At 67.6% G+C, this 14,120-nt stretch carries 9 protein-coding genes; all 9 read right to left on the reverse strand.

Translation table 11 applies throughout. The features are described 5' to 3' along the window. Positions 1-142 precede the first annotated feature (142 nt). Positions 143-1,192 carry a 2,3-diaminopropionate biosynthesis protein SbnA gene (gene sbnA / locus OG883_RS35930; protein WP_266550693.1) on the reverse strand — a complete coding sequence of 350 codons (1,050 nt, stop codon included), beginning with the start codon at positions 1,190-1,192 and terminating at the stop codon, positions 143-145. A 212-nt stretch (positions 1,193-1,404) separates the two neighbouring features. Next, positions 1,405-2,439, reverse strand: a complete 1,035-nt coding sequence (gene sbnB, locus OG883_RS35935) for a 2,3-diaminopropionate biosynthesis protein SbnB (protein WP_266550695.1) — start codon at positions 2,437-2,439, stop codon at positions 1,405-1,407. A 32-nt stretch (positions 2,440-2,471) separates the two neighbouring features. Further along, positions 2,472-3,476 (reverse strand): TauD/TfdA family dioxygenase, encoded by a 1,005-nt coding sequence (locus OG883_RS35940; RefSeq protein ID WP_266550697.1) that lies wholly within the window; start codon positions 3,474-3,476, stop codon positions 2,472-2,474. Between the two features lie 23 nt (positions 3,477-3,499). Then, positions 3,500-6,751, reverse strand: coding sequence for an amino acid adenylation domain-containing protein (locus OG883_RS35945; protein ID WP_266553125.1), 3,252 nt, complete (start codon positions 6,749-6,751; stop codon positions 3,500-3,502). Beyond that, on the reverse strand, positions 6,723-9,317 hold the full coding sequence (locus tag OG883_RS35950) for a Pls/PosA family non-ribosomal peptide synthetase (protein WP_266550698.1): 2,595 nt from the start codon (positions 9,315-9,317) through the stop codon (positions 6,723-6,725). The genes OG883_RS35945 and OG883_RS35950 overlap by 29 nt, the downstream gene beginning before the upstream one ends. Before the next feature lie 1,008 nt (positions 9,318-10,325). Continuing rightward, the gene (locus OG883_RS35955) at positions 10,326-11,729 is read right to left on the reverse strand and encodes an FAD-dependent monooxygenase (protein WP_266550700.1); all 1,404 of its coding nucleotides are present in this window, start codon (positions 11,727-11,729) and stop codon (positions 10,326-10,328) included. After that, complete coding sequence (locus tag OG883_RS35960) at positions 11,722-12,933, reverse strand: MAB_1171c family putative transporter (RefSeq protein WP_266550702.1); 1,212 nt, start codon at positions 12,931-12,933, stop codon at positions 11,722-11,724. Before OG883_RS35960 ends, OG883_RS35955 begins: the two co-directional genes overlap by 8 nt. A 2-nt stretch (positions 12,934-12,935) precedes the next feature. Further along, positions 12,936-13,505 carry a toxin-antitoxin system, toxin component gene (locus tag OG883_RS35965; protein ID WP_266550704.1) on the reverse strand — a complete coding sequence of 190 codons (570 nt, stop codon included), beginning with the start codon at positions 13,503-13,505 and terminating at the stop codon, positions 12,936-12,938. After that, positions 13,502-14,092 carry a transcriptional regulator gene (locus OG883_RS35970; RefSeq protein ID WP_266550706.1) on the reverse strand — a complete coding sequence of 197 codons (591 nt, stop codon included), beginning with the start codon at positions 14,090-14,092 and terminating at the stop codon, positions 13,502-13,504. Before OG883_RS35970 ends, OG883_RS35965 begins: the two co-directional genes overlap by 4 nt. Positions 14,093-14,120: the final 28 nt, after the last annotated feature.

Here is a 14,120-nt window from a genome sequence, read left to right on the forward strand (position 1 = left end):
TGAATCGACGCTACGACCGTGCCCAGGGATGCACCACCGGTACAGCCGACAGCGACAGCCGACAGCCGCGCAAAGCGGGAAACGTCACCTTGCATCGGGCGGGCGGATCACGACACTCGCGGCGCTGCCTCAGCCTGCTCCTTCACAACCCGCGTCCACGACGTGGCCGGTCTGCCGGCCCGGCGACCGCGTCGATGGCGGAGGAGGAGGCTGCCAGGGAAAGGGCGTCCGGCTCGTCGGAGCTGAGCACATCGTCGCCGTACAGGCCCTTCAGCCAGTTCGACTGGTAGACGGTGTCGAGATAGCGATCGCCGAGGTCCGGGGCGATGGCCACCGCGGTGACTTCACGCTCGTCGTGCTCGGCCAACCAGCCCATCGCGCCGCTGACCACCGTCCCGGTGGAGCCGCCGAACAGGAAACCGTGCCGGGCCAGACGGTGGCAGGCACGGATGGTGTCCGCCTCTTCGACGCGCAGCACCTCATCCACGTAGGACTCGTCGAGCAGCGGCGGCCGGATGCTCATGCCCAGCCCGGGAATCATCCGGCGGCCCGGCGCACCGCCGAAGGCCACCGAGCCGACGCTGTCCACGGCGATGATCCGCACCTGCTGGTGCGACTGCCGGAAGTAGCGCGCGCAGCCCATCAGGGTCCCGGTGGTTCCGGCTCCGACGAACAGCACGTTCAGTCCCGGGAACTCACGGGCGATCTCCGGCGCTGTCCTGCGGTAGTGCGCCTTCCAGTTGCCCGGATTGGTGTACTGGCTGAGCCACACGTACCGGTCGTCGGAGGCACACAGTTCGCGGATGTAGTCGATCCGCGCTCCGAGGAAGCCGCCGTTGGCCTCCTGGCCGGCGACGATGTGCACCTGACTGCCCAGTGCCTCCATCATCAACCTGGTCGACAGGTTGCAGCGAGAGTCCGTCACGCACAGGAACCGGTAGCCCTTGCTCGCCGCGATCATGCTCAGCGCCACGCCGAGGTTTCCGGACGACGATTCGACCAGGATCGAATCCGGCGTCAGGACTCCCTCCTGTTCAGCGGTCTCCACCATCTCGATCCCAGCCTTCAGCTTGATCGAGCCGGCGAAGTTGAAGCCCTCACACTTCAGGAAGAGCGAATGACCGTAGATCGACCGAAGGTCGACGTAGAGCTCCTCCTCGTTGAAGGCGTAGGGGACGGATATGACGGGCACGGTGGCCTCCTCATCTGCAGCAGAGCACGTTCGGAACGTCCGTCCGGTCGCATACGGGCTTCTCGCTCTCTGGGGCGGGAGCCTGCGTCCCACAAGGCCGGACAGCGGAACTCTGCGTCAGTGTCGGTGGTGTCGGGCGCCCAGACGTACGGCGGCTCGACCGGTGATCTCTCACTGGGATTCCAGTACACCCTCCAGGGCTCGCGGCCGGTTCATCCGTACCGGCTCAGTTCGTGGAAGAAGTCGTCGACGACGTGCAACTCTCCGGAGCGGGCCACCTCGTCGTAGACCCACTTGCCCACGGCGAGGTCGAGGACGCCGAGGCCGAAGGGCGAGAACACCACCGACTGGTCCGCCGGCACCGTCACCCGCCCGGCCATCACGTCGTCCAGCGTGCCGTGCAGGAAGTCCCGGTTGCCCGTGAGCTGCTCGGCCAGATGCGTCGAGGTGTCGGCCTTCAGGCAGTGCTCGATGTCATCGACGATGTTGGTCGAGGCGAGCACGATCACCGGCGCGAGGTCGCGCAGCGACACGTGCAGCACCAGTGGATGGTGTGCGAACCACGACAGGTCGCTCACGTGCGGCTGACCCGCGACGGTGGCGAAGACCACCAGGTCGCTGAGGCGGATCAGCTCCTCGGCGCTGTCGTGCACGGTGATCCTGCCGGCAGTGCCCGACTGCTCCAGGTAGCAGCGGAAGCCGGCCGCGCTGTCGGCGGACAGGTCGTGCACGCCGATCTCGTCGAACGACCAGCCTGTGCCGGCCAGGAAGGTGTGGATGTATCGGGCGATCAGGCCCGCACCGACGAACCCGACGCGTGTCGGCCGCGGCCGGCTGCGGCTGAGGAATTCGGCCGCAGATGCCGCCGACGCGGCCGTCCTGGTGGCGCTGATGATCGAGCTTTCCAGACAGGCGAACGGGTAGCCGGTGTCGTGGTCGTTGAGGATCAGCACGGCCGAGGCCCTCGGGATGCCCGCCGTCACGTTCGTCGGGAAGCTGGAGATCCACTTCAGGCCGTCCACCCGCATCTCTCCGCCGATCGACGCGGGCAGCGCGATGATCCGGGAGGACGGGCGGTCGGGCAGCCGCAGGAAGTAGGACGGTGGGTTCACCGACTGACCGGCGCTGTGCAGCCTGTAGGTGGCCTCGACCAACTCGACGATTTCCTTCTCGCGCCCCTGCAGTACGCGCTGAACCTGGGCACCGGAGATCACCGCGAACGGTGGCACAGTGAGCGGCTCGGACATTGAGGACTCCGTGGTGAGGGGACGGATGACGGTCATCCTGAGGTCACTTCGCGGTTCGGCGAGCAGTCGGTCAGGCGCACCGCCTCGGCCATCGCGACCAGCACCTCGCGCGGCCCCTCGAAGGGCTCCCTGCTGTGCGCGGTGCGGATGTTGTCGACGAACAGCAGGTCGCCGGCCTGCCACGGCTCGCGTGCGGTGCAGTCCTCGTAGACCTTGTTGATCAGTTGCACGACGTCCTCGCCGATCGGGTCGCCTTCGCCGAAGCGGGTGTTGAACGGCAGTCCGTCGGCGCCGTAGACGTCCACCAGGTACTCGCGCACCTCGGGGGCCATCGTCCACTCGTTGAGGAACGCGATCTGGTTGAACCAGCAGCGTCGGCCGGTGACCGGGTGTCGCACCACGGCGCTGCGGTGCTGCCTGGTGTGCAGTCCACCGTCGGGCTGCCACTCGTACTCGATCGCGTTGGCGCGGCAGTAGTTCTCGATGCCCTCCCGGTCCTCGGTGCCGAACGCCTCGGCCAGGGACGCCCCGATCTCGTCGTTGTAGCTGCGGGTGAGCAGCCAGCCCTCCCGCTCGAACCGCTCCGTCAACTCGGCGGGCAGCGCCTCGAGTACGGTCGGTGAGTCGGCCACCGCGGTGGCTCCGCCCTCGGTGGGCGCACTGAGGCACGCGAACAGCATCAGGCCGGGGAACTCGAGCCGGTAGCTCAGTTCGTGATGCATGCACATCGGCTGGTTCGGCGGCCACGTCGACGAGGAGTACACGCCTTCGGAGTACGCCTTACGGGGGGCGAAGGCCTCCTTCTCGGCCATCGGAGCGGTGGCCAGCCGTTCGAGGACAGCACCGAACTCGGCAGCGTCGCGCAGCTGCAGGCCGCGGACCAGGACCGAGCCGCGGTCGGCGACGACGGCGCGCAGGGCTTCACGCTGCTCGCCCACCCAGGTTGCCGCGTCGGCCGTGGCCTCGACCCGCAGCATGGGAGGTTTGCCGGGTTGTGACTCCACATCGAGCAGTGATGTCGGCAATGAGGACGGCATCATGTGTTCCTTTCAGTCGCGGCTCAGGAGGAGCCCGGCCAGTCGGCGGCGCGCAGCACGGCCTTGGCCGCCTCGGTCGGACGGGTGCGCAGGAAGTAGTGGCCGCCGTCGGCGAGCTCGTGCAGGTCGACGTGCTCGGCCAGGAGCTGCCAGTCGCGGTACCGGCGCGGGAACTCCGCCGTGCTCGGGTCGTCTGCGGCGACGACCACGGTGACCGGCGCGGACAGCCTCACTGTCGGTGGGGCATCCAGCGCGTCGGCGAAATAGCGGTGTGCGGACACGCAGTCGTGCCGGAAGGCGGCGCCGACCTGCTCGGCGTGGTGCGCATCCAGCTCACCGAGCTCGGTGTAGCCGCTGTCCACGGCCAGCCGTGCGGCGATCTCCGCGTCGCTCCGCCCGGCAAGCTCGGCGATGGCGGCGCGCCGGTCGCCGGCGTCACCGAGCAGCTGCGCTCCAAGGAACACCCGCTGGACCTCTACGCCGCGCTCCTGCAGCTGCCTGGCCGTCTCCACGGCCAACGCGGTGCCCGAGGAGTGGCCCCACAGCAGGAGCCTGGTCAGGCCCCGCCGGGTGATCTCGGTGATGATCTGCTCGGATACCTGTGCCATCGGCGCGAACGGCTCGCTCTCGCGGGCCACATCGTGACCGGGCAGCTCCACGGCATAGACCGCCATGCCGCCGGTCGGCAGAGCCCTGGCCATCGGCAGGAAGTTCACGGCGTTGCCGCCGGCACAGGGAAAGCACAGCAGGGCACCCGACTGCGCCCGGTCCGGTCCCGACAGTGACTGCAGCAGCCCGGACCGCTCGGACCTGCCGTCGACCACTGCGGCCAGATCGGCGAGGACCGGGTGACGCGTGACGTCCTTGAGGGTCACCGCACGGTCCAGGGCAATGGCCAGCTTCACTGCCGTCAGCGACGTGCCGCCGCGGTCGAAGAAGTGGTCCCGCCGTCCGATCAGGTGCTGCGGAATGCCGAGCACCTGCTCCCAGGCGGCCGCGATCCGCTGTTCGGTCGGCGTACTCGGCGCGGGGTGGTCGTCCTCGACGACGTCGAGTTCTCCGGCGAGCGCGCTCAGTGTCTTCCTGTCGGTCTTGCTGTTGGCGGTCAGCGGCAGGTCTTCCCGCCAGTGGAAGGCGGACGGGACCATGTACTCGGGCAGCGAGGCACCCAGACAGTCCCGGAGGACGTCGACCTCCAGGGGCTGCGGTGCGCAGTAGAAGGCCACCAGGTGTTTGCTGCGGCCGGCCCGCTCCGCGATCACCACTGCGCCGTCGCGGACCCCGGGCACCCGCAACAGGGTGTTCTCGATCTCGCCGATCTCGACGCGGAAGCCACGGATCTTGACCTGGGTGTCCCGGCGGCCGAGGAACTCCAGCTTCCCCTCCCGCTGCCAGCGGCCGTAGTCGCCGCCCCGGTAGAGCCGCCGGCCCGCGCGGTGCGGATCGGCCAGATAGGCCAGCCGGGTGCGTTCGGGGTCGTTGACATATCCGCGCCCGACGCAGACCCCGGAGAAGACGATCGCACCCGGGGCACCCAGCGGAACGGGGGACAGGTGCTCGTCGACCACGTAGACATGCACGTTGTTGACGGGGCGCCCGAGCGGGACCCGGTCACCGTCCGGCACCCGGTCCATGACTTCGTGGTTGGTGTCGTCCGAGGTCTCGGTCAGTCCGTAGGCGTTGACCAGCTGGATCCTGGGCTCGGCCGTGAACCAGCGCTGGATGAGCTCCTTCTTCAACGCCTCGCCGGTGACCGACACACACCGCAGGTCCGCCAGCTCGCGGGGGTGCTGCTCCAGACAGGACAGCACGACGTCGAGGTATGACGGCACGACCTGGAGCACGGCCACCCGGCCGTCGATGATCTTGTCGATGAAGCGTTCGACGTCCAGGATCACTTCCTGCTCGACCAGCAGGGTCCGCCCACCGACCAGCAGCGCCGACAGCAGCTGCCACAGCGAGATGTCGAAGCACTGAGGTGCGGTCTGGGCCACCACCTGCCCCTCGCTGATCCCCAGGTCGTCGATCTTGGCGTAGAGATGGTTGAGCATGCCCGCGTGCTCGCACATCGCACCCTTGGGCTCACCCGTGGAGCCGGAGGTGAAGTAGATGTAGGCCAGCTGGTCCGGCGCGACGCCGACGCCGGGATCATCGTCGGCGTGCTCCTCCTCGTAGGCCGTGTCGACGAAGAGTGTCCGGACCGAGGGCAGCGCGTCGAGGGCCTGATCGAGGGTGGTGGTGCTGCCTCGTTCGGTCAGTACCAGGGCGCACTCGGCGCGGGAGAGCGTGGTCGCGATGCGCTCGGCCGGGAAATGCGGCTCGATGGGCAGATACACTCCACCGGCCTTGAAGACCGCCAGGACCGCGGCCAGCCAGTCCAGGTTGCGCTCGGTCACCACTGCGACGACCCCTTCGCGGCGCAGGCCCCGGGCCAGCAGAGCGCGTGCCACCCGATTGGCACGGGCGTTGAGCTCCTGGTACGTCCACTGCCGGCCACCGTGCACCGCCGCGACAGCGCCTGGATGCGCCCGCACCCGCTGCTCGAACAACTCGTGCACCCGAAGGTCCGGCAACTCCCGGCACGGTCCCGCCAGCCCGTCGAGCTGGAACCGCAACTCGTCGGCGGACAGCAGGCTCTGCCGCCCGTGCCCGGCATCGGGGTCGGCGGCGATCAGCTCCAGCGCGGCAAGGTGATAGCCGGCGATACGGGCAGCGCAGTCGGAGTCGAGCACGTCGGTGCGGTAGCGCAGCCGCAGCCCGAGCCGGCCGCCGTGGTGCGAGATCCCCACCCACAATGCCGTGTCCTCGGCCGGCTCACCGCCGGCACCGGCCGGATCGAGCACGGTCTCGAAGAGCGGCCCGGTCAGCCCCAGCTCGCGTCGGAGATCACCGACCGGGAAGTCCTTGTGCGACAGCAGCTCCGACTCGACCTGGTGCGCGCTCAGCAACAGCGTCCGCCACGAGCTCGGATCCGTCGTCAGCCGGCACGGCAACGGCCTGCCGCCCTCCGGCGGAACGTAGCCGGTCACGACCTCCGTCTCGCCGGACAGTGCGGCAAGCACCTTCGCGTGCGCGGCCAGCAGAACCGAACTGAGCGGCACCGCCGCCTCGTCCGTCAGCCGGCGCAGCGCTTCCGCGACCTCGTCCGGGACCGCCGCTTCGTGCTCGCAGACGCCCGGCGCCGGATGGAGCGTCCACCGGGGGATCGGGGTGAAACCGCCGGCGAGGAGCACACGGCGCCAGAAGTCACGGCCGGAGTCCATGTGCATGTCCATCGGGTCCTCCCCTCTGCTCACCGGCGCCACGGTGCTGTTCGCGCACCAGCGCCGCGGGGTGACCGATGGCATGTCGCATCTCCGAGGCCGGGTTTCCTCCCCACGACGCGTGCGGGGGCATCTCCTCGCCCTTCATGAGGAAGGAGTCGGGTGCGAGCACCGCGCCGTCGCCCATCGTCACGCCGTAGTGGACGTGGGCGCCGACACCGAGGGTGCAGCCGCTGCCGAGCGTGGTGTGGTCGGACTTGAAGGTGCCGTCCTCCTGCGAGTGGCACTGGATCTTGCTCCCCACATTGAGCGTGCAGTCGTCCGCGATGGCAATGAGCGTTCGCTCGGTCAGGATGCAGCCGTCGTCGAAGACCCTCCTGCCGAGCCGAACTCCCAGCAACCGCCAGATCATGGTCTTGAAGGGGGTGCCGTTGAAGACGTTGAAGTATTCGACGGGCACCTTCCAAAGGCGCTCGTGCAACCAGAAGTTCGGGTCGTAGATGGAGCACAACTGCGGTCGCAGTGCGCGAAAGGCCGTCATGGTGCGTTCCACCAGTACGTAGTAGAGCGCGGTGAACACGAGGGCGAGAGCCAGGGACCCGGCGATCATCACCTGTCCGAGAGCACCGTACAGATCGACGGCCGCGAGGCCGAGGAGCGTGAGCACGAGCAGGTGCAGCCACCGCACGAACAGGAACGCACCCATCGTGCGGATGTTGTAGCGGTTCTTCGCGGCGAGGTGGTGGCGCAGTGTGTCCCCGCCCCGCAGATGGTCGAACCGGCTGTCGCGCTCAACCGACCGGGGAATCTCGAAGCAGGGCGAGCCGAGCAGACCCACCCCCTCGCGGACCTCGCCGTCGAGCGGAACCATCACCTTGGTCGCGAGGAGGCAGTTGTCGCCCGTCCTGGCCCGCGCAGGATAGGCGATGTTGTTCCCGAGAAAGTTGCGCGGCCCGATCGATGCCTCGGACACGCAAAAGGAAGTGCTCGAGAAGTCGGCGTTGATGATCGAGAGCCCGTCGGCGATCATCGTTCCGCTGCCGACACGGCTCAGGTACGGCGTCTCGTGCTGCACTTCCGTGCCGAAGTTCGACCCGGTCTGCTCGACCTGGGACAGGTCGTAACCGAGGCCGCGCAGATAGTGGACGATGTAGGAGCTGTCACCGAAGAGCCACTTGAAGAACTTTATGTTCGTCATGCGTGCGATCGCCCGGTGCACGGAGTAATGAAAGCCGTACAGCGGATAGGCCTTGTCCGGCTTGATCAGCAGGTTCAGCAGGCGGGGAACGGTCAGCAGTACGGCGAGGCCCGCGACGGCGAAGCCGAGGAAAAGCGCGAGGGAAAGAACCAGGGCGTCGATGAAGAGCTGCGGCGCGGTGATCCCCACTGTGTCCAGTCCCGGCACGTTGACCAGAGCCGGGAACACGGCCAGCAGCATGTACAGGCCCCCGACGGTCAGCGGCACGTACAGCAGGAGCACCTGGAGCACGGTGACGAGGCCGTAGCCGGCCCGGCGCAGCGTGCCGCAGCGCGCCGGCGCGACCCTCACGTAGTCGACCTCCGTGCGCTGTGCCGGGGATCCGTGCCATCGCTGGCCGTTGGGGACCGCCTGGCCGCTGTGCAGTGCCGATGCGTGGCCGAGCTGCGTACCGTCGCCCATCGACGTATCGATGTCGAGCATGGTCTTCTCGCCGATGAACACGTCCCTGCCGAGGGTGACCGGGCCGGTCTGGATACGTCCGGCGTGCGCCCGGTAGCAGAGGAGGAACGCTTCCTTGCGGATCACGGTATCGGCGCCGATCGTGAGCAGGTCGGTGCAGACCGGAACGGTCCGGGAGAGGATCGTGACCCCTTTGCCGATCCGCGCGCCGAGGGCCCGCAGGTACAGCACGTACAGCGGATTGCCGACGAAGAAAATCATCGGGTTGGCGTGGACCAGTGCCTTGACGGTCCAGAAGCGCAGATAGGTCAGACCCCAGACCGGGAAGTCGCGGGGCTTCCACCGGCCGATGAGTATCCATTTGGCCACGATCGGAAAGGTGCACAGGCCGACGAAGCCGATGGCGCCGAAGACGACCGAGCGCAGGTAGATGTCGGTGACACCTGAGCCGGCGGAGACCCACTCGTAGCCTCGGGCGCCGACAAATCCGGAGAGGCAGCAATATCCGACGAAAATCAGCAACTGCAGTGTTCCGCACAGGGCGTACCGCAGCGTGCCTGCTGGTGCCACCGCCTCGGTCGACAGCGGGACCGGCGTCTCGACGGGGGTGGGCGAGGCGTCCTCGAAGGCTGTTGCCAGGCTTCGGATCGTCGGGTTCCGGTAGATGTCCTTCATCGACACCGACGGCAGGTCCGCCCGCTTCCTGACCCGTGCGCAGAAATGAGCCATCACCAGCGAATTGGCGCCGAGGTCATCGAAGAAGTGGCCGTCGACCGGCACCTGCTCGACGCAGACGACGTCAGCCAGCACATCGGCGAATTCCCTTTCGATGCCGGTCTTAGGGCCGGTGTATCTGCGCTTGGCGATTGCAGATTCATCCGGCCCGGGCGTCAAGACTTCGACGGAATTTTCCTCCATGCGAGCTCCCCGGGGAAATATCGAGCACCACCGGCCGCCGCGGCCGACGTCCTGTCCCCGCGCGCGCACGTCGGTGGCCGGAGCGAGTAATCCGGAAGCCACGAGGTCGTGAGCTCTTGTCCGGCCACAAATCTCTGACTCCAGTCTCCGCCGTCCACCGTTGGGTTGCCACTCGGAGGCGATTACGTCCTCGACAGGAATCTGACGCCGAATCCGCTGTGCAGTAAAGGCAGCTGTGCAGTAAAAGCAGTAGACGGCAAGGCGGTCCACGATCCGCCGCGGTGGAGGCCGCGTGGAAGCGACCGAACCGCCGGTGACCTCCGCCGACGAGCCGCTCGGGTTGCCCCGCCCTCGCCCACCGCCCCGACCGGCGGACCGGGGAACGGACAGATCGGAACCGGCCGTGCACGGCCATGTGCATCGGGGTGTGGAACACGGTGTCACTGCGGGTGGCGTGCGCGTACGGAAAGTGGCGCAGTCGTGATCGGCCGCGCAACTGGCGCTCGCGGGCACAGGGCGTCCATGCCTGGCGACGGAAGGTGATCAGCCGTGTCCAGCCGCTTTCAGGGCGTGCCGCTTCGCCGATGCCGTGTTTGACGTGACTGCTCTTCTGGCATTGCCCTGCAACCGGGAGACGCAGCGCTCCACTGCGGCGCGGGCGCGCCCCCTGCCCCCTGGCCGGCGCGTACTCTCCGTCCCCCTCGAGTGACACCTCGTCATCGACGCGTTCTTGCACCGGATCCGGCCCGGATCAGCGCGAACTCTCCGTCTGCGCAAGCGATGTGAGACTGGCTGTCACGCCCCGCGCGCGGTAGGCGGCACCCGGTACTGCTCCACCGTGCCGTGTCCACCCGCACGCCCGGGAACGTGTCCCGGTGCTCGCACAGCGGCCCGCCGGCCGCTGCCGCCCGGCCCGGACGAGCCGGGAGGTGGGCGTCGCCGGCACCGGGTCCCCGCGGTGGGCGTCGATGCCGGGGCTCCGGTCACAGGGACACGCTCGCTCCGGCGTCAGGCGTTGCTTGCCTTCAGCTCCTCCGCGGTGAGCGGAGGCCGGGTCAGCTGTGGTCTGAGCGGGCCGATGGCGGCGGCGAGCAGCATGCTGGGTTTGACCAGCACATGCGATCCTTTCTGCAACGTGATCACGTCGGTGACGGTCCTCGCTACCCGGCCGTTGCCCGTACTGGTGTAGATGAGTCTGTTCACGTATCCGGCCTGCAGCTTCTCCTGGAGGGTGGGGCCGCTCTCGGTCGCGCCGGGGTAGAACACATCCTGTCCGGTCGCCAGGTCCCACGCCGCAGACACCGGCCGCGCGACGGCCTTCTGGATGCGGCGGGCCAGTCCGGGCGTTCCCCATCCGTGCTGTCTGATCAACTTGCGCATTGCGAGGGCGCTTTGTGCCGCGACCGACATGCCGTGCCCGTAGACCGGGTTGTATGCGGCGACGGCATCGCCGGTTACCAGGAAGCCTTCGGGCCAGTTGCGGATCTTTTCGTAGAAGTGCCGGCGGTTGATGGTGCTGCGGCTGACTACGACATCGGTGAGCGGCTGCGCCTGCGCCAGGAGCTCACCGACGATCGGGTCCCGCAGGCGGCGGGCGAACTCTTCGAATGCTTCTGCGTCCTTGGTGGGTTCACCGCCGCGGGTTCCGGACATGGTGCAGAGCCAGCGACCGCCCTCGATGGGGACGAGCCCTCCGGCCTGGCCGGGGCCCGGAACGCGCGGGTCGGCCTGAACGAGGACCGCGGGAAAGTGCTCCCATGTGTCCCTGGGCGCCTGGTAGATCCGGCTGGCGTAGACGAGGCCGGCGTCGACCTCCCGGACCGCCGGCCGCGCGGTGCCGAGAGACGTGAGCCACTCGGGAGCGCGGGAGGTGCGGCCGGTGGCATCGACGACCAGGTCGGCCGACACAGTGAGGTCGGCGCCATCGGCGGTGCGTACGCGTGCTCCGGTGACAGCGGCAGCGTCACCGGTGAGGCCGAGCACCTCTGCGCCCTCCAGGACCGTGATGCGGTGGCCGGCGAGAACCTGCTCGCGGACGGTCCAGTCCAGCAGGTCACGACTGCAGAGGATCATGTAGTGCGACTCGGCCCAGCGTCGGAACCAGCCCCGCGGGCTGTAGGCGACCATGTGGGTGGGCAGGGCGAGACGGTGCGCCCCGGCAGTCGTGAGGCGGTGTGTGGTGCCTGGCAGGAGTCGTTCGACGGCGTCGGCGCCGCCGGACCAGAACAGGTGAACGTGTTGAGCCTGGGGCAGGCCCTTACGGGGCTGGGGTCCCTTGGGGAAGGTGTCCCGTTCGATGACCGTGACGTTCGCGTGCTCGGCGAGAGCGCGCGCCGCGAGCAGGCCGGCCAGACTGCCGCCGAGGACAACCGCGGTTGGTGTGGTGCGGGCGGGGGCAAGGCGTTCAGTCATGGACGGGCACGCTTTCTGACCGGGCGGCCGCGCGCTGGCGGATCGCAGAGACGGTGGCGGGACGTCGGAGGGCCCGGGACACGCACTCGATGTCGCGGAGGAGACCGTCGATGCCGACGGCCGAGCGGTCTGAGGTGACGTTGTCGTCGTCCTGGGAAGCCAGGGCTGTCTTCCGGGACGCGATGGCAGACATGAGGGCTGCGGCGCTCGCCAAGCCGGCCGCCTTGTGCGGGGAACCACCTCTTCCGAGGGCGTCCTCGTAGGCTCGCTGTCGCAGGTGCTTACTGAAGAACGGAGCCAGGAGGAGGAGGTTGTCGCGTATGAACGTCTCGCGCTGGACCAGTCGCATGTCCAGCGATGAGAAATGGCCCAATTTCACCGCGGCGGCCGGCGGGGCGACAGCTCGAAGAGTCCGATACAGCGGCCGCAGCCGCCAGTAGGTGATCCGGTCGTTCCACTGCCTCTGGAGTCTCTGACCCGCATGCGGGAGGATGAAGCCCGCGGCACCGAACAGTGCCGACAGGCACGCGACGGGCGGGGCCACGTGCGTGCTCAGCCAGTCAAGGTCGGCCCCGTTCCACCGTGCGATGACCGACGTGTACTTCACAACGTCGTACAGGAGGTTCAGGGCGTACGCGACGCCCAGAACAATCAGACCGCTCCGTATCCAGCCACTGACCTGGCCGGGCCAAGTCCAGATAAGAACCGAGTTCATGATGCTGGCGCCCGTGTGCGCGAGCAGGTACAGCACGATGAGCTCGCGCATGTACGGGGTGTTGGCGTAGTAGGTGTCCAGATCATGCAGGCGTTCAGTCGGCACATGCGCGAGCACGAACAGCACCCATAAGCCGGTGATCACGAGCGCGTAGGTGATGACGACCCACCAGGTTGTGCGCCGGACCTTCTCTTGAGCGCCACCGCGCCAGGTGTTGAGCAACACGAGGCAGGACGCAGAGAACGCGGTGAGCAGGGTGTAGACCCAGGGCGCGGAGATATTGGGCACTCCGGTGAAGCGGTTGACCCAGGCGATGTTCGGCGGTGCGGCGAAATAGAACACGAAGAACGCCAGTAACAGCAGACCGCCGACCGCCTTGAGTTGTGGATCCCGCCAGAATCGGACGATGGCGGGAAGTTTGAGCAGGAGCGCGACGGTGAGAACTGTCGCAGGTATGAAGTAGCTGATGTAGAAGTCGGAGGCATCCATCGTCAGGCTTGGCCCCGGTAGCTCAGGGCTGCCTCTATGCGGCCTCCGACCACTTCCATACGGACCGGTCCCCTGCCGCCGGTTCTGACCCATGGACGCAGTCGGCTGCCGAGGAAAAGGCCGAACGTCTCGGCCGCGCTCTCTTCGGCTTCCCGATACTGGCTGCGGGCGGCGACACTGATCAGAACCTCGTGAAGGGATATCTCTCCGGACATCGCACGCGCGGCTGCGGAAGCACCCTTCATTTGGTGGCTGCCGCAGTGCCCGCTCTTCATGTGCCACAGCTCGTGCCCGAGGATGACCAGTTGCTGTACGGGATCGGCGCGTTCCTCGACGACGATGATGCTGCGGTCTTCGAGTCTGAGCCAGAGACCGGTCACGCCGGTCTCGTCCGGGAAGGCGAGGATACGCAGATCGATGGGTTGCCCTTGACGCTCACTCATTTCACGGCACAGCTCTTCGCACAGCTGACGAGGTTCGACCGGTAAGGCGATGCGGGGCTCGATCGCGGAGATCAGGTCTGCTGCCAGCTTGCGCATTTCCTTGCGCATGGGTTTCGAGACATTCGTCATCGGCCCGTCCCTTCATCCAGCACGACGTCGAGCATGCTGGCGATCGCCGATTTCTGGCGTTGCGTAAGGGATCTGGTGCCGCGCTGTGCGATTGCCACGAGGCCGTGACTGGTCATGACCTGGTTCAGGGGGTCAGTCGCGCCCTGCAGGAACTGGAGGATGGGCCCGAGCTCTCTGTTCAGGGCGTCCGTGGCCTTGGCCGTCAGAAAGCCTTCCGGCACGTCAAAGAACTGGGTGAGGGCATGGCCGTGCTTCATGCTCGGAACCTTCTTGCCGGTCAGCAGAGCACGCGCCCATACCTCGGAAATGCCGATGGCGTCCGCGATGTCCTTGAACTCGTAGGGCCTGCCGTCGGCGGCGCGGCGGGTTTCGTACAGGAACTGGAGGCGGGTGCGAGCCCGCGTGTCCACGTCGTCCTCTACGAGTTCTGTGCCCTCGAGGAGGTTCTGAACCGTGTGCGCCGGGATCCCTGTCCTTTCGGACAGGGACTTCGCGTCGAGGACATCATTGCGGTCGAGGCGGTGATCGGTGATCAACTCGTCGATGCGCTGCAATGTTTCAGGGAGAGGGACGGTGGACTCACTCACTGCTGGTCTCCCGGATTCAGTGATCGAG

Origin of the sequence: Streptomyces sp. NBC_01142, assembly GCF_026341125.1 — a bacterium.
In the GTDB taxonomy this organism is placed as follows: Bacteria; Actinomycetota; Actinomycetes; order Streptomycetales; family Streptomycetaceae; genus Streptomyces.

Bases quoted from the DNA above. Each gene is read 5' to 3' on its own strand.
- OG883_RS35955 (WP_266550700.1), bottom strand. From the start codon at position 11,729: ATGACTGAACGCCTTGCCCCCGCCCGCACCACACCAACCGCGGTTGTC.
- OG883_RS35950 (WP_266550698.1), bottom strand. From the start codon at position 9,317: ATGGAGGAAAATTCCGTCGAAGTCTTGACGCCCGGGCCGGATGAATCT.
- OG883_RS35940 (WP_266550697.1), bottom strand. From the start codon at position 3,476: ATGCCGTCCTCATTGCCGACATCACTGCTCGATGTGGAGTCACAACCC.
- sbnB (WP_266550695.1), bottom strand. From the start codon at position 2,439: ATGTCCGAGCCGCTCACTGTGCCACCGTTCGCGGTGATCTCCGGTGCC.
- OG883_RS35945 (WP_266553125.1), bottom strand. From the start codon at position 6,751: ATGGACATGCACATGGACTCCGGCCGTGACTTCTGGCGCCGTGTGCTC.
- OG883_RS35965 (WP_266550704.1), bottom strand. From the start codon at position 13,505: ATGACGAATGTCTCGAAACCCATGCGCAAGGAAATGCGCAAGCTGGCA.
- OG883_RS35960 (WP_266550702.1), bottom strand. From the start codon at position 12,933: ATGGATGCCTCCGACTTCTACATCAGCTACTTCATACCTGCGACAGTT.